The sequence below is a fragment of the Pseudomonas sp. LS_2 genome (assembly GCF_042709235.1).
Classification (GTDB): domain Bacteria; phylum Pseudomonadota; class Gammaproteobacteria; order Pseudomonadales; family Pseudomonadaceae; genus Aquipseudomonas.
In genome coordinates, this window is the sequence record NZ_JAVAYC010000007.1 from 47,652 (window position 1) to 71,250 (window position 23,599).

13 protein-coding genes are annotated in these 23,599 nt (G+C 65.5%); 4 read left to right on the forward strand and 9 right to left on the reverse strand.

What is annotated here, in order from left to right; all coding sequences use genetic code 11:
- Positions 1–5: 5 nt before the first annotated feature.
- The 6 genes from ccoO (RAC97_RS08595) to ccoN (RAC97_RS08620) form a co-directional block, all read right to left on the reverse strand.
- A complete protein-coding gene (gene ccoO / locus RAC97_RS08595; RefSeq protein WP_375101634.1) occupies positions 6–614 on the reverse strand; it encodes a cytochrome-c oxidase, cbb3-type subunit II in 609 nt (202 codons plus the stop codon).
- Complete coding sequence (gene ccoN, locus RAC97_RS08600; protein WP_375101633.1) at positions 614–2,056, reverse strand: cytochrome-c oxidase, cbb3-type subunit I; 1,443 nt, start codon at positions 2,054–2,056, stop codon at positions 614–616. Before ccoN (RAC97_RS08600) ends, ccoO (RAC97_RS08595) begins: the two co-directional genes overlap by 1 nt.
- A gap of 440 nt (positions 2,057–2,496) precedes the next feature.
- Entirely contained in the window at positions 2,497–3,441 is a 945-nt protein-coding gene (gene ccoP / locus RAC97_RS08605; protein ID WP_375100914.1) for a cytochrome-c oxidase, cbb3-type subunit III, read from the reverse strand.
- Positions 3,438–3,629 (reverse strand): cbb3-type cytochrome oxidase subunit 3, encoded by a 192-nt coding sequence (locus RAC97_RS08610; RefSeq protein WP_375100915.1) that lies wholly within the window; start codon positions 3,627–3,629, stop codon positions 3,438–3,440. The genes ccoP and RAC97_RS08610 overlap by 4 nt, the downstream gene beginning before the upstream one ends.
- 5 nt (positions 3,630–3,634) lie before the next feature.
- On the reverse strand, positions 3,635–4,243 hold the full coding sequence (gene ccoO / locus RAC97_RS08615; protein WP_375100916.1) for a cytochrome-c oxidase, cbb3-type subunit II: 609 nt from the start codon (positions 4,241–4,243) through the stop codon (positions 3,635–3,637).
- A gap of 13 nt (positions 4,244–4,256) precedes the next feature.
- Entirely contained in the window at positions 4,257–5,681 is a 1,425-nt protein-coding gene (gene ccoN / locus RAC97_RS08620) for a cytochrome-c oxidase, cbb3-type subunit I (protein WP_375100917.1), read from the reverse strand.
- A gap of 49 nt (positions 5,682–5,730) precedes the next feature.
- Here ccoN (RAC97_RS08620) and RAC97_RS08625 point away from each other — a divergent pair, with 49 nt between their 5' ends.
- A complete protein-coding gene (locus RAC97_RS08625; protein ID WP_375100918.1) occupies positions 5,731–6,417 on the forward strand; it encodes an alpha/beta family hydrolase in 687 nt (228 codons plus the stop codon).
- A gap of 175 nt (positions 6,418–6,592) precedes the next feature.
- Here RAC97_RS08625 and RAC97_RS08630 read toward each other — a convergent pair whose 3' ends face one another.
- Together RAC97_RS08630 and RAC97_RS08635 are read right to left on the reverse strand one after the other, a co-directional pair.
- The gene (locus tag RAC97_RS08630) at positions 6,593–6,877 is read right to left on the reverse strand and encodes a pyrimidine/purine nucleoside phosphorylase (RefSeq protein WP_375100919.1); all 285 of its coding nucleotides are present in this window, start codon (positions 6,875–6,877) and stop codon (positions 6,593–6,595) included.
- A gap of 61 nt (positions 6,878–6,938) precedes the next feature.
- A complete protein-coding gene (locus tag RAC97_RS08635; RefSeq protein WP_375100920.1) occupies positions 6,939–7,499 on the reverse strand; it encodes an exonuclease domain-containing protein in 561 nt (186 codons plus the stop codon).
- Positions 7,500–7,676: 177 nt separating this feature from the next.
- On the opposite strand from RAC97_RS08635, the gene RAC97_RS08640 reads away from it, so the two are divergent.
- Both RAC97_RS08640 and RAC97_RS08645 read left to right on the forward strand, forming a co-directional pair.
- Positions 7,677–8,480 (forward strand): substrate-binding periplasmic protein, encoded by an 804-nt coding sequence (locus RAC97_RS08640; protein ID WP_375100921.1) that lies wholly within the window; start codon positions 7,677–7,679, stop codon positions 8,478–8,480.
- 64 nt (positions 8,481–8,544) lie between these two features.
- Positions 8,545–9,558, forward strand: a complete 1,014-nt coding sequence (locus RAC97_RS08645) for a GNAT family N-acetyltransferase (RefSeq protein ID WP_375100922.1) — start codon at positions 8,545–8,547, stop codon at positions 9,556–9,558.
- Positions 9,559–9,731: 173 nt separating this feature from the next.
- On the opposite strand, the gene RAC97_RS08650 is transcribed toward RAC97_RS08645, so the two are convergent.
- Positions 9,732–10,259: an RNA polymerase factor sigma-70 gene (locus RAC97_RS08650; protein ID WP_375100923.1), complete on the reverse strand. Its 528-nt coding sequence runs from the start codon at positions 10,257–10,259 to the stop codon at positions 9,732–9,734.
- A 360-nt stretch (positions 10,260–10,619) separates the two neighbouring features.
- Here RAC97_RS08650 and RAC97_RS08655 point away from each other — a divergent pair, with 360 nt between their 5' ends.
- On the forward strand, positions 10,620–23,570 hold the full coding sequence (locus RAC97_RS08655; protein ID WP_375100924.1) for a non-ribosomal peptide synthetase: 12,951 nt from the start codon (positions 10,620–10,622) through the stop codon (positions 23,568–23,570).
- Positions 23,571–23,599 lie beyond the last annotated feature (29 nt).

Here is a 23,599-nt window from a genome sequence, read left to right on the forward strand (position 1 = left end):
CAGTGTCACCGTTTGCTCTTGATGAGGGTGCCAAGCCCTTGCAGGTACGCGACGATGGCGTCCATCTCGGTCTTGCCCTTGACTGCATCCTTGGCGCCGGCGATGTCTTCGTCGGTGTAGGGCACGCCGAGGGTGCGCAGGACTTCCATCTTCTTCGCGGTGTCCTTGCCGTCGAGCTTGTTCTCGACCAACCACGGGTAGGACGGCATCTTCGACTCAGGCACCACGTTGCGCGGGTTGTACAGGTGCGCGCGGTGCCAGTCGTCCGAGTAGCGCCCACCGACCCGGGCCAGGTCCGGCCCGGTGCGCTTGGAGCCCCACAGGAACGGGTGGTCCCACACGCTTTCACCGGCCACCGAGTAGTGGCCGTAGCGCTCGGTTTCGGCGCGGAATGGGCGCACCATCTGCGAGTGGCAACCTACGCAGCCTTCGCGGATGTAGATATCGCGGCCCTCGAGCTCCAGCGCTGTGCGCGGCTTCATGCCTTCGACCGGCTTGTTGGTGACGTCCTGGAAGAACAGCGGGACGATCTGGGTCAGGCCGCCGACACTGACGGCAATGACCATGAAGAAGGCCAGCAGGCCAATGTTCTTCTCGACTGCTTCATGCTTCATCAATGCGCTCCCACGACGACGATCTTGGTGGCTTCTTCAGCCTGCGCCGGGTTGGCGGCGCGAACGGTGCGGTAGACGTTGTAGGCCATCAGCAGCATGCCGGAGGCGAAGAACGCACCGCCCAGGGTGCGCACGATGTAGCCAGGGTGGCTGGCCTGCAGGGCTTCGACGAACGAATAGGTGAGCGTGCCGTCGTCGTTGATGGCGCGCCACATCAGGCCCTGGGTGATGCCGTTGACCCACATCGAGGCGATGTACAGCACGGTGCCGATGGTCGCCAGCCAGAAGTGCGCGTTGATCAAGCCGATGCTGTGCATCTGCTCGCGGCCATAGAGTTTCGGGATCATGTGGTACACCGCGCCGATCGAGATCATCGCCACCCAGCCCAAGGCGCCGGCGTGAACGTGGCCGATGGTCCAGTCGGTGTAGTGCGACAGCGCGTTGACGGTCTTGATGGCCATCATCGGGCCTTCGAAGGTGGACATGCCATAGAACGCCAGCGATACCACCAGGAAACGCAGGATCGGGTCGGTGCGCAGCTTATGCCAGGCGCCGGAGAGGGTCATCATGCCGTTGATCATGCCGCCCCAGCTCGGGGCCAGGAGGATGATCGACATCACCATGCCCAGCGACTGCGCCCAGTCGGGCAGGGCGGTGTAGTGCAGATGGTGGGGGCCGGCCCAGATGTACAGGGTGATCAGCGCCCAGAAGTGCACGATGGACAGGCGATACGAGTAGATGGGGCGTTCGGCCTGCTTGGGCACGAAGTAGTACATCATCCCCAGGAAGCCCGTGGTCAGGAAGAAGCCCACGGCGTTGTGGCCGTACCACCACTGGATCATCGCGTCGGTGGCGCCGGAGTAGGCCGAGTAGGACTTGAACAGGCTGACCGGGAGCGAGGCGTGGTTAACGATGTGCAGCATCGCGGTGACCACGATGAAGGCGCCGTAGAACCAGTTGCCGACGTAGATGTGCTTGGTCTTGCGCTTGACGATGGTGCCGAAGAACACCAGCCCGTAGGTGACCCAGACGATCGCCAGCAGGATCGCGATCGGCCATTCCAGCTCGGCGTATTCCTTGGTGGTGGTGTAACCCATCGGCAGGGTGAGCAGCGCCCCGACGATCACTGCCTGCCAGCCCCAGAAGGTAAAGGCGGCCATGCCGTCGGAGATCAGCCGCGTCTGGCAGGTGCGCTGCACCACGTAGTAGCTCGTGGCGAACAGTGCGCAACCGCCGAAGGCGAAGATCACCAGGTTGGTGTGCAGTGGGCGCAGGCGACCGAAGCTCGTCCATGGCAGGTCCAGGTTCAGCTGGGGCCATACCAGTTGCGAAGCGATGAAGACGCCAAGCCCCATGCCAAGGATCCCCCAGACCACCGTCATGATGGCGAACTGGCGGACGACCTTATAGTTATAAGCAGTCGGACCGATTGCTGTGCTCATTCTAAGGTTCCACGGTTTGGGTGTTCTTGTTAGTCGTAAAAATCGGCGCAAGTATCGATAACCACCAGGGTTATGGCAACGCAAGGATCCTCGCTCCGACCCGTGTCCAAGCCCTTTCGACCACCGTCCCGTGGTCTTGGGGTTGGGCGATTGTACACAAATAAATATTTGTAATGTGTACCATTTTTCGTATTTTTCTGATCGTTTGGTCAGGGTTTGTTTTCTGGAGGCGACGACAGGCTTTGCGCCGCTTCGGCGGCCTTGCGCAAGCGCAAGGCTACTGAGGCAACAAGCTTAGTTGCGTTCGGAAGGGGTGCAAGGGAGGGAGGGAAGGGTGGTGCAGCCATTCGCGGGCAAGCCCGCCCCTACAGTTACCATGCAGCCTGTAGGGGCGGGCTTGCCCGCGAACCAGGGCGCAGCCCTGGCCATGCATTGGAGTTTTACTTGGCGGTTACAGCCTCGGAGACTTCACGATCCTGCGACAGGCTGTACACATAAGCCGCCAGCAGGTGCACCTTGTCGTTGCCCTGGATCTCGGCCTGGGCCGGCATCTGCCCCTGGCGACCGTAGCGGATGGTCTGCTGCAACTGGGCGAAGCTCGAACCATAGATGAACGCCTGTGGGTGGGTCAGGTCAGGCGCCCCCATGGCCGGGGTCCCCTTGCCCGAAGGACCATGGCAGGCCACGCAGTTGGCGGCGAACAGCTTCTGACCGGCGTCCACGTCGACCTTGACCCCTTCAGGCAATGTGCGGCCATCGAGGTTAGTCAGCACGAAGGCAGCGACATCCGCCACGCCTTGCTCGCCGATCACCTCGGCCCAGGCCGGCATCACGCCGTGGCGGCCGTTCATGATACTGGCCTTGATGGTTTCCGGCTCGCCGCCCCAGCGCCAGTCGTTGTCGGTCAGGTTGGGGAAACCGTAGGCACCCTTGGCGTCGGAACCATGGCACACCGAGCAGTTGGAGGCGAACAGGCGTGCGCCCATCTTCAACGCCTGTGGGTCCTTGGCCACTGCTTCGACCGGCATGGCGGCGAACTTGGCGAAGATCGGTCCGAAGCGCGCGTCGGCCTTGTCCATTTCCTTTTGCCATTCCTTGGCCTGGGTCCAGCCGTCCTCGTAGCCTGGCAGGATGCCTTTCCAGTTGCCCAGGCCCGGGTACAGCACCAGGTAGCCGGCGCCGAACACCAGGGTGCCGACGAACAGCCAGAACCACCATTTGGGCAGCGGGTTGTCATACTCCTCGATGCCATCGAAGCTATGGCCCATGGTCTGGTCGGTGGTGCTGTCGCTCTGGCCCTTGCGGGTGCTGAGCAGCAGCCAGGTCAGGCCGACCAGGCTGCCGAGGGTGAGCACGCTGATGTAGGTACTCCAGAAGGTGGTCATTGCCCGTTACTCCTTGCAGCAGGTTCCTGCCCGGCAGGGGGCAGGCGGTCGTCGACGAAGGGCAGCAGGCGCGCTTCGGCGAAATCACGGTCGCGGCGACGGTTGAAGACCCACAGCGAGAGGCCGATGAAGGCGATCATCACCACCAGCGTGCCCAGGCCGCGGATCATGCCGATATCCATGTCCATCGTGTCTACCTCTTGTTCTTGATTGCGGTGCCCAGCACCTGCAGGTAGGCGACCAGCGCGTCCATCTCGGTCTTGCCCTTCACGGCTTCCTTGGCACCGGCGATGTCCTCGTCGCTATAGGGCACGCCGAGGGTGCGCAGGGCACGCAGCTTGGTCTCGGTGTGGCTGTTGTCGACCGGCTGGGCGACCAGCCACGGGTAGGACGGCATCTTCGACTCGGGCACCACGTTGCGCGGGTTGTACAGGTGCGCGCGGTGCCAGTCGTCCGAGTAGCGCCCGCCAACCCGGGCCAGGTCCGGCCCGGTGCGCTTGGAGCCCCACAGGAACGGGTGGTCCCACACGCTTTCACCGGCCACCGAGTAGTGGCCGTAGCGCTCGGTCTCGGCGCGGAACGGGCGCACCATCTGCGAATGGCAGCCCACGCAGCCTTCGCGAATGTAGATATCGCGGCCTTCGAGTTGCAGTGCGGTGTAGGGCTTCATGCCTTCGACCGGCGTGTTGGTGACGTCCTGGAAGAACAGCGGGACGATCTGGGTCAGGCCGCCGATGCTGACGGCGAACACCATCAGCAACGCCAGCAGGCCGACGTTTTTCTCGATCACTTCATGTTTCATCAGGCTCGTCTCCTCAGGCCAGCTGGGCGTTCGCGGTGGCGGCTTGGTCGGCCGGGGCACGCACGGTGCGCCAGGTGTTCCAGGCCATCAGGAACATGCCACTCAGGAAGATCGCGCCACCGACGAAGCGCACGATGAAGCCTGGGTGGCTGGCCACCAGGGTTTCGACGAACGAGTAGGTGAGCGTGCCGTCGCTGTTGACTGCCCGCCACATCAGGCCCTGGGCAATGCCGTTGACCCACATGGAGGCGATGTACAGGACGGTGCCGATGGTCGCCAGCCAGAAGTGCGCGTTGATCAGCCCGATGCTGTGCATCTGCGCCTTGCCGAAGACTTTCGGGATGGTGTGGTACAGCGCGCCGATGGAGATCATCGCCACCCAGCCCAAGGCGCCGGCGTGAACGTGGCCGATGGTCCAGTCGGTGTAGTGGGAGAGGGCGTTGACGGTCTTGATGGCCATCATCGGGCCTTCGAAGGTGGACATGCCGTAGAACGCCAGCGATACCACCAGGAAACGCAGGATCGGATCGCTGCGCAGCTTATGCCAGGCGCCGGAGAGGGTCATCATGCCGTTGATCATGCCGCCCCAGCTCGGGGCCAGGAGGATCAGCGACATCACCATGCCCAGCGACTGGGCCCAGTCGGGCAGGGCGGTGTAGTGCAGATGGTGCGGGCCGGCCCAGATGTACAGGGTGATCAGCGCCCAGAAATGCACGATGGACAATCGGTACGAATACACCGGGCGCTCGGCCTGCTTGGGCACGTAGTAGTACATCATCCCCAGGAAGCCTGCGGTCAGGAAGAAGCCCACAGCGTTATGGCCGTACCACCACTGCACCATCGCATCGGTGGCGCCGGCATACACCGAGTAGGACTTGGTCAGGCTGACCGGCATTTCCAGGTTGTTGACGATATGCAGAATCGCCACGGTCAGGATGAAGCCGCCGAAGAACCAGTTGCCCACATAGATGTGCTTGGTTGTGCGTTTCATCAGGGTGCCGAAAAACACCACGGCGTAGGCCACCCAGACAAGGGTGATGAGGATGTCGATCGGCCATTCCAGTTCGGCGTATTCCTTGGAGCTGGTGTAGCCCAGCGGCAGGCTGATGGCCGCCAGCAAGATCACCAGTTGCCAGCCCCAGAAGGTGAACGCGGCCAGGCGTGGCGCGAAGAGGCTGGTCTGGCAGGTGCGCTGCACCGAATAATAGGAGGTGGCGAACAAGGCGCAGCCGCCGAAGGCGAAGATCACTGCATTGGTGTGCAGTGGGCGCAGGCGGCCGAAGCTGGTCCAGGGTAAGTCGAAGTTGAGGGATGGCCAGACGAGTTGTGCGGCGATGAATACGCCGAGCCCCATCCCGACGATTCCCCACACCACCGTCATGATGGCGAATTGGCGGACCACCTGGTAGTTGTAGGCGGTACTGCTGGTTGTGTTCATGTATGGGTTCCCATCCACGGTTATAGGCAGGCTAAACAGCGAGGCAAGCATGAGTAATGGGCAAGTGGCCGGTATTGACGGGGATCAATGGGCGCAAGTGGGAAATATCCCAGGCTTGCGCGTCGATCCCCCGCGAGCCGGGGGGGAGCAGGGTTATCGCGGTGCCCTGATCCTGGCCCATGGCGCGGGTGCGCCAATGGACAGCGCGTTCATGGACGACATCGCGCAAAGGCTGGCGAGCCTTGGGGTAGGGGTGATCCGCTTCGAGTTTCCCTACATGGCCGAGCGGCGTCTAAACGGCGGCAAGCGCCCGCCGAACCCGCAAAAGGTGCTGCTCGAATGCTGGCGCGAGGTGTACCGGCAGGTGCGACCTTTGGTCGCGGGAAACCTGGCCATTGGCGGCAAGTCCATGGGCGGGCGCATGGCCAGCTTGCTGGCCGACGAACTGGACGCGGACGCCCTGGTGTGCCTGGGGTATCCGTTCTATGCGGTGGGCAAGCCGGAGAAACCGCGGGTCGAGCACTTGGCGGGGTTGCGCACGCGCACGCTGATCGTGCAGGGCGAGCGGGATGCCCTGGGCAATCGCGAGGCGGTGGCGGGGTATGCATTGTCGCCAGCGATCGAGCTGTGCTGGCTGGTGGCGGGTGACCATGACCTCAAGCCGCTGAAGGCGTCGGGGTTCAGTCATGAGCAGCATTTGCAGGCAACGGCGCAGCGGGTGGCGGGTTTTTTGTAGCGCCCTCTCAAGGGCAGCACTGCTCTTGTAGGAGCGGGTTCACCCGCGAACACCGGCAAGGCCGGTGCCAAACACAGCGGTGCCTGCTTCGCGGGTAAACCCGCTCCCACAACGTACGCCGTTGTTCTGTAGAGCGGTGTTTGCCGGCGAACAGGCCGGTACGGTCAACGCATTTTTAGTCGACGTATTCGCACAGGTAGGCGGTATCGACCTTCACCTGCAACTGGAACTTGCTATCGGCGGGCACATTGAACTGGCTGCCGGCCACGAAGGTTTCCCAGCTGTCGCTGCCTGGCAGCTTTACGGTCAGGGCGCCAGCGACCACATGCATGATCTCGCGCTTGGCGGTGCCGAATTCGTATTCGCCCGGGGCCATCACGCCGACGGTGGCCGGGCCTGCCTCGCCGTTGAAGCCGATCGACTTGACGGTGCCATCGAAGTATTCGTTGACCTTGAACATGGGGCGACTCCTGAGCGGGCTGAAAAAAGGCTGGCCAGTATGCCCAAGGCCCCCGACTTCGTCATCTGCTTTCCGAGGCTGCCGCCGGTAGGCTCAGCGGCAACAGGCGCGCGGTGTTGCGGGCATCTTCCAAGGCCCGGTGCTGCTGCCCGGTGAACTGCAGGCCAGCCAGTTGCAGGGCGCTGTTCAGCCCGGTTGGGCGTTGCAGGTGGCGGGCCTTGGCAAAGCGTTGCTTGAGGTTGATGTGCGCCAGCGTCTCCAGCAGGCTGTGCACGTTGTGCTGCTGCCATTCCTGGCGCAACTGCTGGCGGTCGTAGTCGCCCCAGCTGACCCACGCCTGCAACCGCTCGCGATGCTGGCCCAGCCACAGCTCGAACTGCGCCCACACGTCGGGAAAGCTCGCCGCGCTGTCGACGTCGGCCTGGCCGATATGCGTCAGTTCGCGGCAGAACGGCGTCAACTGCGGCCTGCGCCGGGGCCGCACGAAGCGCTGGAAATGCTCCACCTCGCGCCCTTCACGGGTGACCAGGCTTGCCCCGATTTCAATGATTTCCATCTCCGTGACAGGCCAGCCGCCTTCATCGGTCGTGGCTTCCAGGTCGATCACCAGCCAATGGCCCATACCAGGCTCCCTTGCAAGACACAGTCACCCCAGAAGTAGAGGTTAGCCAATACGCAGCCGGGCGACAGCCCCTGGCAATTTGCCTTTATTTTGGCATAACCGGCGGTTGTGCCCTGGCGGGAAAACGCCTAGCTTAGGGTGCTCCAGGTCCGTCCCACCCCGTGACGAGTGTTTGTCTTGACTCCACTGCCCGGCCCCAAGGCCATTTCCTCCCTGATGCTGCTCGCCACGCTGTGGCTGGCTTCCCCCACCCAGGCCGCTGCGGTGCAGGAAGTCAGGATCGGTGCCGCTCATTTCCCGCCCTACACCGTGCGCCCCGAGCAGGGTGCCGACAGCGGCTTGCTGCCGCAACTGGCCGAGGCGCTGAACCGTGTGCAGGGCGAGTACCGTTTCGTGCTGGTGCCTACCTCGATTCCGCGGCGCTTCGGCGACTTCCAGCAAGGGCGCACCGACATGGCGATCTTCGAGAACCCGCAGTGGGGCTGGCAGCAGATTCCCCATGTGGCGGTGGACATGGGCCTGGAGGACGCCGAGGTGTTCGTCGCCCACCAGCAGCCGGGGCGTGACCAGCGCTATTTCGACGAGCTGCGTGGCAAGCGCCTGGCGCTGTTCAACGGTTATCACTATGCCTTCGCCAACTTCAATGCCGACCCTCGCTACCTGGCCGAAACCTATCGCGCCACGCTGACCTACTCCCATGACAGCAACCTGTTCATGGTCCAGCGCGGCCGCGCCGACATCGCCCTGGTGACGCGCTCGTACCTGAGCGATTTCCTCCAGCGCAACCCGCAGAGTACGCCTTTGCTGATGGCCTCCGAACGCGTCGACCAGGTCTACCATCACTACGCCCTGTTGCGCCCCAGCGCGCCTATCAGCGGGCAGGCGTTCGCCGCGCTGATGCGCAAGTTGCACGACAACGGCGAGCTGTTGCGGATCTTCCGGCCCTACCAGATCACCGTCGATCCACCTGGCGAGGACTAAATTCCCACGGTCCGGCGACGTTTTTCGAAGTGAGCCATTCCTTCAGAATTCGTGAGCCAAGACCATGCCGTTCGATGCCGCTTCACCGCCCAAGGCCCTGCCACGCTGGCCCAACCTCAGCGCCGACGAGGGCGACCGCCGGCTGACCCTGAGCCTGGATGGCCGTCCGCTGATCCAGGTACGCCTGGCGCCGGCGCAGCCGCTTGAAGTGCACCTTGAGCAACTGTGCCCCGAGCGCGGCCCGCAAGGTCTGTGGGCGGCCTGCTACTGGTTGCTGTCCCGCGACCCGGCGTGCCAGCGCCTGGTATGGCACCTGCCACAAGCGCTGGCACCGAGCCTTGCCAGCGGCTTGTTGCTGGCCAGCGCGCAGCCCGGCGTGTACCTGTGTGAACGCACCCTGTTCTGGCAGTTGCCGCAGCCCTGGTTGGGCCAGTCCGCCAGTGGCGTCTACCCGCAGCAGATGCAGTTCAGCAATGGCAAGCGCCACCCGCGCCGTGCGCCGAAGCCGCGGGGCGAGGTGTACCGTCGTTTCGATGCGCGCGTGGGGGCGTGGGTGTCGCTGCGCACCCTGGAGATCGAGCAGGACCTGGCGCGTTTCAATCGCTGGCAGAACAACCCGCGGGTAGCCCAGTTCTGGCAGGAAGACGGCAGCCTGGAAAAGCACCGTGAGTACCTGGACACGCTGGACGCCGACCCGCACACCCTGACCTTGATCGGTTGCTTCGACGATGAGCCGTTCGCCTACTTCGAGGCCTACTGGGCCAAGGAGGATCGCATCGCGCCGTTCTACCCGGCCGATGACTACGACCGCGGCATTCACATGCTGGTGGGGGAGGAGGGGCACCGCGGCCCGCACAAGGTGGCCAGTTGGTTATCGGCGCTGGTGCACTACCTGTTTCTGGACGACCCGCGCACCCAGCGCGTGGTGGCCGAGCCGCGTGCCGACAACGGCAAGATGATTGGCTACATGCAGGACCAGTGCTTTCACTGCGAGAAGGAATTCGATTTCCCGCACAAGCGCGCGGCGCTGATGATCCTGGGGCGGGAACGGTTCTTTGATCGGTGCAGGTTGGTTTGAGGCGTTAGTCTGCGGGGCGGCGCTGGTTTCTTCGCGGGTAAACCCGCTCCCACAGGTTCAGCGGCGTACTGGAGAGCGGCGCAATACCTGTGGGAGCGGGTTTACCCGCGAAAAAGCCCGTGTTCTATCGAGAAAGGACGAAAATCTCTGGGTCGCTACTGCAAGCCTCAGCTTCAACCCTGCTTGCTGGACTTGCGGCAATGAACCAGCGCATCACGAATCATGAAATTGACCAAGGTCGGCGACACCCCAAGCTCCTTGGCGATGTCTTTCTGCGGCACGCCATGCAGGCGGTACATCTCGAAGGCATAGCGGGTGCGCTGGGGCAGTTGGCTGAGCGCATCGGCGATGTGCTCGAGGGTGGCGAGGTTGATGTGGGTGGCTTCGGGCGAGGCATTCGGGATCACCACATTCAAGCCTTCCTCCTCGCTGCCTGAGTACTTCAGCTCCATCGCCTGCTTGCGGTAGTGGTCGATGGCCAGGTTGCGCACGATCTGGAACAGGTAGCTGAGCTGGGCCTTGAACGACGAGGTGATCTGCGGCGCGGAACTGAGTCGGAAGTAAGCATCCTGCACCACATCCTCGGCGCGTGAACGGCAGCCGGTGATGCGCGCGGCGATCTTCACCAGGATGCTGCGGTTGTCGACGAATGCCTGGAGCAATGGTGAATCGCACTTACTTGTGGATAGTTGTTCCGCCATGGAAATCACCTTGTGTCTGTAAGGAAAGGAGCATTCCAACCTAGGATGCGTCCTGCGCCGTGCGACAAACTATTCAGAATGATAATGATTGTCAAATACGAAAGTGAGTGAGTCTCTATTCGGGTAAGTTCTAAGCCCTCCAGCCTGTCACGTGACGGGTACAGAGCACTTTCCTTCAAGGTCGAGCGAAATTTCTGTCGGAGCAGACCCTCAAGAGCGCGACCTCTGCACGCCGGAGGTTTCTAATTATTTCCCCCGCCCATCCGTTCCCCTGCGTACATCCGGCCACCGAGCACCGCCCGCCCCCTGCGCGAGGCCACGCCCCGGCCCGGCTTCACCAGACACTGGCAGGAACACCCCATGACGGACGCCTTCGAACTCCCGCGCACGCTGGTCCAGGCCCTGGCGCAACGCGCCGCAAGCACCCCGGACCAGGTCGCCCTGCGCTTCCTGGCCGACGACCCTCGCGACCAGGCAGTGCTCAGCTACCGCGAACTGGACTTGCGTGCCCGCACCCTCGCCGCTGCCTTGCAGGCCAGGGCTGATTTCGGCGACCGCGCGGTACTGCTGTTCCCCAGTGGCCCGGACTACGTCGCGGCGTTCTTCGGCTGCCTGTATGCCGGCGTTATCGCTGTGCCGGCCTACCCGCCGGAGTCCTCGCGCCAACACCACCAGGAGCGCCTGCTGTCGATCATCGACGATGCCCAACCACGTTTGCTGCTGACAGTGGAAGCGCTACGGGGCACTTTGCAGGGCCTTGATGCCTTGGCCAGCGAGCATGGCCCGCAGCTGTTCACCGTCGACGGCCTGGCACCGAGCCTGGCTGATGCCTGGCGCACGCCTGCGTTCGAAGGCCAGCACATCGCCTTCCTGCAATACACCTCCGGCTCCACCGCACTGCCCAAGGGCGTGCAGGTCAGTCACGGCAACCTGGTGGCCAACGAGCAACTGATCCGCCAGGGTTTCGGCATCGACCTGAACCCCGACGACGTGATCGTCAGCTGGCTGCCGCTGTACCACGACATGGGTTTGATCGGCGGCCTGTTGCAACCGATCTTCAGCGGCGTGCCCTGCGTGCTGATGTCGCCAAGCTACTTCCTCGCCCGTCCGTTGCGCTGGCTGCAAGCGATCAGTGAATACGGCGGCACCATCAGCGGCGGCCCGGACTTCGCCTACCGCCTGTGCAGCGAGCGGGTCAGCGAGACGGCCCTGGCCGGGCTCGACCTGAGCCGCTGGCGCGTGGCGTATTCCGGCTCCGAGCCGATTCGCCAGGACAGCCTGGCCACCTTCGCCGATACGTTCGCCGCCGCCGGCTTCCAGACCCGCAGCTTCTTCGCCAGCTACGGCCTGGCCGAGGCCACCTTGTTCGTCAGTGGTAGCCACCGTGGCCAGGGTATCGCGGCGCTTGAGCTGGACGCCGAGGCCTTCGCCGCCAACCGCGTGCAAGCCGGCAAGGGCAGCGTCTTGATGAGCTGCGGCTACCCGCAGCCCGGCCATGCGGTGCGCATCGTCGAGCCGCAGCGTCTGGAGCTGCTGGGTGACAACCTGGTCGGCGAGATCTGGGCCGGTGGCCCGAGCATCGCCCTGGGCTATTGGCGCAACCCCGAGGCCAGTGCCCGCACCTTCGTCGAGCAGGACGGCCAGACCTGGCTGCGCACCGGCGACCTGGGCTTCATGCGCGACGGCGAACTGTTCGTCACCGGGCGCCTGAAGGACATGCTCATCGTACGTGGGCAGAACCTCTACCCGCAGGACCTGGAGAAAACCCTGGAACGTGAGGTCGACCTGCTGCGCAAAGGCCGGGTGGCGGTATTTGCCGTGGATGACCGGGGCGAGGAGGGCATTGGCGTAGCGGTGGAGATCAGCCGTAACGTACAGAAGGCGGTGAAGCCTCAGGACCTGATCAACACCCTGCGCCAGGTCATCGCCGATGCCTGCCGCCAGGCCCCTGCGGTGGTGTTGTTGCTCAACCCCGGTGCCTTGCCCAAGACCTCCAGCGGCAAGCTGCAGCGCTCGGCCTGCCGCCTGCGTATGAACGACGGTAGCCTGGACTGCTATGCACGCTTCCCCGATACCCAGGCCAGGCTCGAGCAGGCTGCTGATGACGGTTTGCAGGGACGCATCGCCCAGGTGTGGCGCGAGCTGCTGAAGGTGGAGACGGTGGCGGCGGACGACCACTTCCTGCTGCTGGGCGGCAACTCCATCGCCGCCACCCAGGTGACTGCACGTCTGTCCGATGAGCTGGGCGTCACCTTGACCCTGCGCACGCTGTTCGAGGCACCAACCCTGGCCGAATACAGCACTGCCGTGGCAGCGGTGCTGGCCGAAGGCGGTAACGGGGCAGGCGCCATCGTCGGCCTCGAACGGGGCCAGGCACTGCCCCAGTCGCTGGCACAGAACCGCCTGTGGTTGCTGTGGCAGCTGGAGCCGCAGTCGGCGGCCTACAACATTCCTGCCGGCCTGCACCTGCGTGGCGAGTTGGACGAAGCCGCGCTCGAGGCCAGCTTCCAGGCCCTGGTGGAACGCCATGAGTCGCTGCGCACGGTGTTCAGCGAAATCGATGGCCAGGCCATGCAGCAGGTGCTGACGTCTCAGCCCTTGACCCTGCAACGCATCGACGTGGAAGGCCTGGGCATGGCCGAAGTCGGTGCCCGCCGTGAACATGAGGCGCAGCAACCGTTCGACCTGCGCGAAGGCCCGCTGCTACGAGTAACCCTGGCGCGCCTGGATGACGAAGAGCACCAACTGTGGGTGACCCTGCACCACATCGTCGCCGACGGCTGGTCGCTGAACATCCTGCTCGACGAATTCGCCCGGCTGTACACCGCCCACTGCCAAGGCCAACCAGCCAGCTTGGCGCCGCTGGGGCTGGGCTACGCCGACTACGGCAATTGGCAGCGCCAATGGCTGGCAGACGGCGAGGCTGCCCGTCAGCTCGAATACTGGAAAGCCCAACTGGGCGATGAGTTGCCCGTGCTCGACCTGCACAGCGACCAGCCGCGCTCGGCCCAGCGCGACAAACGTGCCGCACGCCTGCAAGTGAAGGTGCCGGGCAAGCTTTCCGAGGCCTTGCGCAATCTGGCCCGGGAGCAGCAAGCCAGCCTGTTCATGGTGCTGCTGGCCGGCTGGCAAGGCCTGCTGCATCGCTACACCGGCCAGACCGAGATCCGCGTCGGCGTGCCCAATGCCAACCGCCCGCGCCTGGAAACCCAAGGGCTGGTCGGCTTTTTCATCAACACCCAAGTACTGCGCGCCGAGCTCAATGGGCGCCTGCCGTTCGACCAACTGCTCGCCCAGGTTCGCAGCGCCACCCTCGGTGCCCAGGCGCACCAGGACCTGCCTTTCGAGCAACTGCTCGAAGCCCTGCCCGATGCCCGCGAGCAGGGCCTGTTCCAGGTCATGTTCAACCACCAGCAGCGCGACCTGTCGGCGCTGCGCCGCCTGCCGGGCCTGCTCGCCGAAGAGCTGCCCTGGCACAGCCGCGAAGCCAAGTTCGACCTGCAACTGCATAGCGAGGAAGACCATCAGGGCCGCCTGAGCCTGGCTTTCGACTACGCCGCCGAGCTGTTCGAAGCCGCGACCGTGCAGCGCTTGGCCAACCACCTGCTGGCGCTGCTCGAACAGGTGTGCGCCATGCCGCAGCTGGCCCTGGGCGAGGTGCAACTGCTCGATGCCCAAGGCCGCGCGCAACTGCTGGCTTGGGGCCAAGCCCCGGCGCCCGCCGCGCCGCGCCTGCTGGTCGAGCAACTGAACGAACAGGCCCGCCGCACGCCTTCGAGCACCGCGCTGCTGTGGGAGGGCGGCCAGTACGACTACGCCACCCTGCATCAGCAGGCCAACCGCCTGGCCCACTACCTGCGCGACAAGGGCGTCGGCCCGGACACCTGCGTGGCCATCGCCGTGGAGCGTTCGCCGCAGTTGCTGGTCGGCCTGCTGGCCATCCTCAAGGCCGGCGGCGCCTACGTACCGCTGGACGTCGACTACCCCACCGAGCGCCTTTGCTTCATGCTGGCCGATTGCGGTGCTGGCCTCTTGCTCACCTACAGCACGCTGCTGGAGCGCTTGCCGCAGGTGCCGGGCATCAGCACCATCGCCCTCGACCAACTTCACCTGGACAGCTGGCCTGCCCAGCCCCCAGGCCTGCACCTCGATGGCGACAACCTGGCCTACGTGATCTACACCTCCGGCTCCACCGGCCAGCCCAAGGGCGTGGGCAACACCCACGCGGCCCTGGCCGAGCGCCTGCAATGGATGCAGGCCAGCTATGCGCTGGACGCCAGCGATGTACTGATGCAGAAGGCGCCGATCAGCTTCGACGTGTCGGTATGGGAGTGCTTCTGGCCGCTGGTCACCGGCTGTCAGCTGTTGCTGGCCGGCCCCGGCGAGCACCGCGACCCCAAGCGCATCGCCGAGCTGGTGCAGCAACACCAGGTGACCACACTGCACTTCGTGCCGCCGCTGTTGCAGGCGTTCGTCGACGAACCCCTGGCCGCAGGTTGCAGCAGCCTGCGTCGCTTGTTCTCCGGCGGCGAAGCGCTGCCGGCCCGCCTGCGTGATCGCACCTTGCAACTGCTGCCACAGGTTCAGTTGCACAACCGCTATGGCCCGACCGAAACCGCCATCAACGTCACCCACTGGCATTGCCGCCGCGAGGACGGCGAGCGTTCGCCGATAGGCCGCCCGCTGGGTAACGTGCTGTGCCGCGTGCTGGACGATGAGTTCGAGCCGAGCGCACCTGGCGTGCCGGGCGAGTTGTGCCTGGGTGGCGCGGGCCTGGCCCGTGGCTACCTGGGTCGACCGGGGCTGACTGCCGAACGCTTCGTGCCGCAGCCCGATGGCAACGGCCAGCGCCTGTACCGCAGCGGCGACCGCGCACGCTGGCTGGTACGCGACGCGGCGCTGGAATACCTCGGCCGTCTCGACCAGCAGGTCAAGGTGCGGGGTTTCCGCGTCGAGCCTGAGGAAGTGCAGGCCGCGCTGCTGGCCCAGCCGGGCGTCGAACAGGCGCTGGTACTGATCCACAAGGACGCCGTCGGTGCCCACTTGGTCGGCTACTACAGTGGTGTCGAGCAGACCGACGCGCTGCTGGCGACCTTGGCCGCGCAACTGCCGGGCTATATGGTGCCTGCGCAGTTGATCCACCTGGCGCAGATGCCCCTGGGCCCGAGCGGCAAGGTCGAGCGCAAGGCCTTGCCGGCGCCTGCCTGGCAGCAACGCGAGCACGTTGAGCCGCAGAGCGAACTGCAACGTCAGGTCGCGGCGATCTGGCGCGAGGTGCTGAACCTGCCGCAGGTCGGCCTGAACGACGACTTCTTCGCCCTTGGCGGCCACTCGCTGCTGGCGACCCAGATCGTCTCGCGTACTCGCCAGGCCTGCGATGTGGAATTGCCGCTCAAGGCACTGTTCGAGGCCAGCGAGCTGGGTGCCTTCTGTGCCGAGGTCGCGCGTATCCGCGACAACGGCGAGCGCAACCTGCAAGGGCAGATCGCCCGGGTCGACCGCCGCCAGGCAGTGCCGCTGTCGCATTCCCAGCAGCGCATGTGGATCCTTTGGCAGATGGAACCCGACAGCCCGGCCTACAACGTCGGCGGCATGGCGCGCCTGCAAGGCACGCTGCACGTCGATGCCTTCGAGCGCGCTTTGCAGGCCTTGGTGGTGCGCCACGAAACCCTGCGCACTACCTTCCCGAGCATCGACGGCGTGCCATACCAATGCGTGGCCGACGACACCCCTGTGCAACTGGCCTGGCATGACTTCAGCAGCCAACCCGCCGAGGCCTGCCAGCAAAGCCTGCAACAACTGGCCGACGAACAGGCGCACCAGGCCTTCGACCTGGAGCGTGGCCCGCTGCTGCGTGCCTGCCTGGTCAAGGCCGACGAGCGCGAACACTACTTCGTGCTGACCCTGCACCATATCGTCACCGAAGGTTGGGCCATGGACATCTTCGCCCGAGAACTGGGCGAGCTGTACGAAGCCTTCGTTGACGAGCGCGAATCGCCGCTGGCGCCTTTGCCGGTGCAATACCTCGACTACAGCGTCTGGCAGCGCCAGTGGCTGGAGGGCGGCGAGGGCGCCCGCCAGTTGGCCTACTGGAAGGCCCGCCTGGGCGACGAGCACCCGGTGCTGGCCTTGCCCGCCGACCGCCCCCGCCCGCCGGTGCAAAGCCACCGCGGCGAGCTGTATCGCTTCGACCTCGACCCGGCGTTGGTCAAGCGCGTGCATGCTTTCAACAGCCAGCACGGTCTGACCCTGTTCATGACCATGACCGCCACCCTGGCCGCCTTGTTGCACCGCTACAGCGGCCAGCGCGACCTGCGCATCGGCGCGCCAGTGGCCAACCGTATCCGCCCGGAAAGCGAAGGGCTGATCGGTGCCTTCCTCAACACCCAGGTGCTGCGCTGCGAGCTGGACGGGCAGATGCGCGGCGCCGAGTTGCTGGAGCAGGTGCGCCAGGCCGCGATCGAAGGCCAGTCGCACCAGGACTTGCCGTTCGATCAACTGGTCGACGCCCTGCAACCGCCACGTTCCAGCGCCTACAACCCGCTGTTCCAGGTAATGTGCAACGTGCAGCGTTGGGCTTTCCAGCAAAGCCGCAGCTTGGCCGGCATGCAGGTGGACTACCTGGTCAACGACGCCAGCGCCACCAAGTTCGACCTGTACCTGGAAGTGACCGACCTCGACGGCCGCCTGGGCTGCTGCCTGACCTACAGCCGCGACCTGTTCGACGCGCCGCGCATCGCGCGCATGGCCGAGCATTGGCAGCGGTTGCTGGTGGGGCTGCTCGACGACCCGCAGCAGCGCCTGTGTGAACTGCCGATGCTCAGTGGTGCCGAACAGCAGGTGCTGGTTGGCCAGCTGCAAGGCGAGCAGGACTTCGCGCTCGACCAGACCCTGCACGGACTGTTCGCGGCCCAGGCCGAGCGCAGCCCCGAGGCGCTGGCGCTGACGTTCGCAGGTCAGCACCTGAGCTATGCCGAGTTGGATCGGCAAGCCAACCGCCTGGCCCGCGCCCTGCGCGAGCGAGGTGTTGGCCCGCAGGTGCGGGTGGGCCTGGCGCTGGAGCGTTCGCTGGAGATGGTGGTCGGCCTGCTGGCCATTCTCAAGGCCGGTGGCGCCTACGTGCCGCTGGACCCGGAATACCCGCTCGACCGCCTGCGCTACATGATCGAGGACAGTCGCCTGGGCCTGCTGATCGGCCAGCGTGCGCTGCTCGATACCCTGGGTGAACTGCCCAAGGGCGTGGCGGGTTGGTGCCTGGAGGACGACACGCCTGCACTGTCGGGGTACAGCGACGCGCCCCTGGATAACCTCAACCTGCCGCAACACCCGGCGTACCTGATCTACACCTCCGGCTCCACTGGCAAGCCCAAAGGCGTGGTGGTCAGCCATGGCGAGATCGCCATGCACTGCCAGGCAGTCATCGCCGACTTCGGCATGCGCAGCGACGATTGCGAGCTGCATTTCTATTCGATCAACTTCGACGCCGCCAGCGAGCGCCTGCTGACGCCCCTGCTGTGCGGTGCCCGCGTGGTGTTGCGTGGCCAGGGGCAATGGGGCGCCGAGGAAATCTGCCAACTGGTGCGCGAGCAGCAAGTGAGCATTCTGGGCTTCACCCCCAGCTATGGCAGCCAACTCGCCCAATACCTCGCCGGGTGCGGCGAGCAGTTGCCGGTGCGCCTGGTGATCACCGGTGGTGAGGCGTTGACCGGCGAGCACCTGCAACGTATCCGCGAAGCCTTCGCGCCGCAGCAGTTCATAAACGCCTATGGCCCGACCGAAACGGTGGTGATGCCGCTGGCCTGCCTGGCCCCCGAGGCCCTGCCCGAGGAGGCCGGCAGCGTGCCGATCGGCCGGGTGATTGGCGCCCGCACCGCCTACATCCTCGACGAAGACCTGGCGCTGCTGCCCCAGGGCGGTATCGGCGAACTGTATATCGGCGGCGCGGGCCTGGCCCAGGGTTACCACGACCGCCCAGGGCTGAGCGCCGAGCGCTTCGTTGCCGACCCGTTCAGCCACTGTGGTGGGCGCCTGTACCGCACCGGCGACCTGGTGCGCCTGCGTGCCGATGGTCAGGTGGAGTACATTGGCCGGGCCGACCAGCAGGTGAAGATTCGCGGTTTCCGCATCGAACTGGGGGAAATCGAAAGCCGCCTGCAAGAGCACCCCGAGGTCGCCGAAGCAGTGGTGACGGCGCTCGACCTGCCAGGCGGCAAGCAGCTGGTGGGCTACCTGGTGGGTGCCCAGGCCTGCGCCGATGCCAGCGCCCAGGCACTGCTGCGCGATGCGCTGAAAGCCCACGCCCGCCAGCACCTGCCGGACTACATGGTGCCAGCGCACCTGGTGGTGCTCGAGCGCCTGCCGCTGATGGGCAATGGCAAGCTCGACCGGCGCGCCCTGCCTGCGCCGGACCTGCAGCAGGCGCGCCAGCACTACCAGGCCCCGACCAACGCCGTGGAAGAACACCTGGCGCAGGTATGGCGTGAAGTGCTCAACGTTTCGCGCATCGGCATGCAGGACAACTTCTTCGAATTGGGCGGCGACTCGATCCTGTCGATCCAGGTGGTCAGCCGCGCACGCCAACTGGGCCTGCAGTTCACCCCGCGCGATCTGTTCCAGCACCAGACCATCCAGACCTTGGCGGCGGTAGTGCGCCAGGAAGCCGCAGCCAGCGGCATCGACCAGGGCGCCCGCACAGGCAGTGTCGGGTTGACGCCGATCCAGCATTGGTTCTTCGACAGCGACGTGGCCCAGCTACAGCACTGGAACCAGGCTGTGCTGCTGCAACTGCGCCAACCCGTGCAGGCCGCCGAACTGGAACGCGCACTGGACGCACTGGTACAGCACCACGACAGCCTGCGCCTGCGTTTCACCCAGGTGGCAGGCCGCTGGCAGGGCGACTACGGCCAGCCGGGCGCACAGCCGCTGCTGTGGAGCGCGACGGTCGCCGACCTCGACGATTGCCAGGCGCTGTACACCGATGTGCAGCGCAGCCTGGACCTGGTCGAAGGTCCATTGCTGCGCGGCCTGCTGGTCAGCGACGGGCAGGGCGAACAACGCTTGTTGCTGGCGATCCATCACCTGGTGGTCGATGGCGTGTCCTGGCGGGTACTGCTCGAAGACCTTCAGGCGCTGTACCGTGGCGAAGCCCTCGCGGCCAAGACCCACGCCATGGGCGATTGGGCCGCGCGCCTGACCCACTACGCCGGCAGCGACTCGCTGCGTGACGAGCAGGGCTGGTGGGAAGAGCAACTGGCCAGCGTGCAGCACGAGCTGCCCTGCGACCATCCGCAAGGCGGCAACCTGTACCGCCACGCCCGTACCTTGGCGATTGGCCTGGACGTCGAGCAGACCCGTCGGCTGCTGCAACTGGCGCCAGCGGCCTACCACACCCAGGTCAACGACCTGCTGCTGACCGCACTGGCCCGCACGCTCGGGCACTGGACCGGCCACGGCGACGTGCTGGTGCAACTGGAAGGCCATGGCCGCGAGGCGTTGTTCGAGGACATCGACCTGACCCGCAGCGTTGGCTGGTTCACCAACGCCTACCCGCTGCGCCTGAGCCCGGTGGCCGGTGACCACGACGCAGCCCGCGCCGCCTCGATCAAGGGCATCAAGGAGCAACTGCGCCAGGTGCCGCACAAGGGCCTGGGCTATGGCGTGCTGCGCTACCTGGCCGACAGCGCCGGGCGTGAGCGCATGGCCGCGCTGCCCCAGGCGCGCATCACCTTCAACTACCTGGGCCAGTTCGACCAGCAGTTCGACGCCAAGGCACTGTTCCAGCCGCTCGACGCCCCCACCGGTCTTGCCCATGACCTGGACGCGCCGCTGCCCAACTGGCTCAGTGTCGACGGCCAGGTGTACGGCGCAGCCCTGCAATTGCGCTGGACCTTCAGCACCGAGCGCTACGCCGTGGCGACCATCGCCGCCCTGGCTGAGGCTTATCGCCGCGAACTGCTGGCGCTGGTCGAGCACTGCCTGGCGGAGGGTAGCGGCAGCTTCACGCCGTCGGACTTCCCGCTGGCGCAATTGACCCAGGAACAGATCGATGCCTTGCCGGTACCGGCCGCGCAGATCGAAGACGTCTATCCGCTGACGCCGATGCAGGAAGGTCTGCTGCTGCACACGCTGCTGGAGCCTGGCACCGGCATCTACTACATGCAGGACCGCTACCGCATCAACAGCGCCCTCGACCCGCAGCGCTTCGCTGCCGCCTGGCAGGCCGTGGTCGCGCGCCACGAGGCCCTGCGTGCTTCGTTCAGCTGGAATGCCGGCGAGGCAATGCTGCAAATCATCCACAAGCCGGGCAATACGCCGGTGGACTACCAGGACTGGCGTGAACTCGACGCCGCTGCCCAGGAAGCGCGCCTGCAAGCGTTGCACAAGGCCGAACGCGAGGCCGGCTTCGCACTGCTGCGCGAGGCGCCGTTCCACCTGCGCCTGGTACGGGTGGCCGACGAGCGCTACTGGTTCATGATGAGCAACCACCACATCCTCATCGATGCCTGGTGCCGCTCGCTGCTGATGAACGACTTCTTCGAGCTCTACCAGGCCCTGGGCGAGGGTCGCCAGGCGCAACTGCCGGTGCCGCCGCGTTATCGCGACTACATCGGTTGGCTGCAACGCCAGGACCTGGATGAGGCACGTGGTTGGTGGCAGGCCAACCTGGCCGGTTTCGAGCGCGCCACGGCGATCCCCTGCGACCGTCCGCTGCGCCACGACCACGCGGGCGACGGCATGGTGGTCGGCGATTGCTACACGCGCCTCGACGTGAGCGACGGCGTGCGCCTGCGTGAACTGGCGCAAGCGCACCAACTGACCGTCAACACGTTCGCGCAGGCAGCCTGGGCCTTGGTGCTGGCACGCTACAGTGGCGAGCGCGACGTAGTGTTCGGCGTCACCGTGGCCGGGCGCCCGGTGAGCTTGCCGCAGATGCAGCGCACGGTCGGGTTGTTCATCAACAGCATCGCCCTGCGCGTGCAACTGCCCGAGGCGGGGCACAGCCTGAGCGTGCGCCAGTGGCTGCAAGGCCTGTTGGACCGCAACATGCAACTGCGCGAGTACGAGTACCTGCCGCTGGTAGCGATCCAGGAGTGCAGTGAACTGCCCAAGGGCCAGGCGCTGTTCGACAGCCTGTTCGTGTTCGAGAACGCCCCGGTGGAAACCGCCGTGCTCGACCATGCCCAGCACCTGAACGCCAGCTCCGATTCGGGCCGTACCCACACCAACTTCCCGCTGACCGCCGTGTGCTACCCCGGCGATGACCTGGGCCTGCACCTGTCGTTCGACCAACGCTACTTCGACTACCCAACCGTCGAGCGTCTGCTGGCAGAGTTCAAGCGCCTGCTGCTTGCGCTGGTGGAAGGCTTCGAAGACGAGGTGGCCGAGCTACCCTTGCTGGGCGCCGAAGAGCAACGTTTCCTGCTCGAAGACTGCAACCACACCGACCACGCCTACAGCCTGGAACAGAGCTACGTATCGCTGTTCGAAGCGCGCGTCGCGGCGCACCCTGGGCGTATCGTCGCGCGTTGCCAGGAGGCGTGGTTCGACTATGCCGGGCTGAACCTGGCGGCCAACCGCCTGGGCCATGCGTTGCTGGCGGCGGGCGTGGCGGTCGACCAGCCGGTGGCCTTGCTCGCCGAGCGTGGCTTGGCGCTGCTGGGCATGATCGTCGGCAGCTTCAAGGCTGGCGCCGGCTACCTGCCGCTGGACCCCGGCCTGCCGGGTGCGCGCCTGCAACGTATCATCGAGCTGAGTCGCACGCCGGTGTTGGTGTGCAGTGCGGCGACGGCCGAGCAAGGACGCCAGTTGCTGGATGAGCTCGGCGGCATCGTGCGGCCCAGGCTGCTGGTGTGGGAGGACGTGCAGGCCAGCAACGCAGCCAGCAGCAACCCCGGCATCCACAGTGCGCCGGACAACCTTGCCTATGTCATCTACACCTCCGGCTCCACCGGCTTGCCCAAGGGCGTGATGGTCGAGCAGCGCGGCATGCTCAACAACCAGTTGAGCAAGGTGCCTTACCTGGCGCTGGACGAGCAGGACGTGATCGCCCAGACCGCCTCGCAGAGCTTCGATATTTCGGTGTGGCAGTTCCTCGCCGCACCGCTGTTCGGTGCGCGCGTGGAGATCGTGCCGAATGCCATCGCCCATGATCCGCAAGGGTTGCTGGCGCACGTGCAGGCCACCGGTATCACCGTGCTGGAAAGCGTGCCGTCGCTGATCCAGGGCATGCTGGCCAACGACCACCAGGCGCTGGATGGCTTGCGCTGGATGTTACCGACCGGCGAAGCGATGCCGCCGGAGCTGGCCGCTCAATGGTTGCAGCGCTACCCGCAGGTCGGCCTGGTGAACGCCTACGGCCCGGCGGAGTGTTCGGACGATGTGGCGTTCTTCCGCGTCGATGCCGAGTCGACCCGGGGCAGCTACCTGCCGATCGGCACGCCGACCGACAACAACCGCCTGTACCTGTACGGCGAGGACCAGACCCTGGTACCGCTGGGTGCGGTGGGTGAGCTGTGCGTGTCGGGTACCGGGGTTGGCCGTGGCTATGTCGGCGACCCGGTGCGCACCGCGCTGGCGTTCATCCCGCATCCCCATGGCGCGCCGGGCGAGCGTCTGTACCGCACCGGCGACCTGGCACGTCGACGCCCGGATGGCGTGCTCGAGTATGTCGGTCGTATCGACCACCAGGTGAAGATTCGCGGCTACCGCATCGAACTGGGCGAGATCGAAGCGCGCCTGCATGAGCAGCCATCGCTCCGCGATGCTGCCGTGGGGGTGCAGGAAGGGGTCAATGGCAAGCACCTGGTCGGCTATCTGGTCGCGCACCAGGGCGTGGACACCGACGCGGGCCTGCTCGACCAGCTCAAGCAGCGCCTGCATGCCGAACTGCCGGAGTACATGGTGCCGCTGCACTGGGGCTGGTTCGACAGCCTGCCGCACAACGCCAACGGCAAGCTCGACCGCAAGGCGCTGCCGGTTATCGACATTGGCGGCCAGCACAGCCAGGCATACCTCGCGCCGCGTAATGAGCTGGAGGAAACCCTGGCCGGTATCTGGGCTGATGTGCTCAAGGCAGAGCGGGTAGGGGTACGCGACAACTTCTTCGAACTGGGCGGGCATTCGTTGCTGGCCACGCAGATCGCCTCGCGGGTGCAGAAACGCCTGCAACTGAACGTGCCGCTACGGGCGATGTTCGAGTGCAGCACGGTGGAGGAGCTGGCGGCGTATGTGCAGGGGCTGCAGGGAAGTGTGCTGGATGAGGAGAAGGTCGACCGGTTGAGTGACCTGATGGCGGAGTTGGAGGGGTTGTAAGGCGCGGGCAACAGGTTGTTTTTACTTGG

Bases quoted from the DNA above. Each gene is read 5' to 3' on its own strand.
- RAC97_RS08645 (WP_375100922.1), top strand. From the start codon at position 8,545: ATGCCGTTCGATGCCGCTTCACCGCCCAAGGCCCTGCCACGCTGGCCC.
- RAC97_RS08630 (WP_375100919.1), bottom strand. From the start codon at position 6,877: ATGTTCAAGGTCAACGAATACTTCGATGGCACCGTCAAGTCGATCGGC.
- ccoO (WP_375101634.1), bottom strand. From the start codon at position 614: ATGAAGCATGAAGCAGTCGAGAAGAACATTGGCCTGCTGGCCTTCTTC.
- RAC97_RS08650 (WP_375100923.1), bottom strand. From the start codon at position 10,259: ATGGCGGAACAACTATCCACAAGTAAGTGCGATTCACCATTGCTCCAG.
- RAC97_RS08610 (WP_375100915.1), bottom strand. From the start codon at position 3,629: ATGGACATGGATATCGGCATGATCCGCGGCCTGGGCACGCTGGTGGTG.
- RAC97_RS08625 (WP_375100918.1), top strand. From the start codon at position 5,731: ATGAGTAATGGGCAAGTGGCCGGTATTGACGGGGATCAATGGGCGCAA.
- ccoO (WP_375100916.1), bottom strand. From the start codon at position 4,243: ATGAAACATGAAGTGATCGAGAAAAACGTCGGCCTGCTGGCGTTGCTG.
- ccoN (WP_375101633.1), bottom strand. From the start codon at position 2,056: ATGAGCACAGCAATCGGTCCGACTGCTTATAACTATAAGGTCGTCCGC.
- ccoN (WP_375100917.1), bottom strand. From the start codon at position 5,681: ATGAACACAACCAGCAGTACCGCCTACAACTACCAGGTGGTCCGCCAA.
- RAC97_RS08655 (WP_375100924.1), top strand. From the start codon at position 10,620: ATGACGGACGCCTTCGAACTCCCGCGCACGCTGGTCCAGGCCCTGGCG.
- ccoP (WP_375100914.1), bottom strand. From the start codon at position 3,441: ATGACCACCTTCTGGAGTACCTACATCAGCGTGCTCACCCTCGGCAGC.
- RAC97_RS08635 (WP_375100920.1), bottom strand. From the start codon at position 7,499: ATGGGCCATTGGCTGGTGATCGACCTGGAAGCCACGACCGATGAAGGC.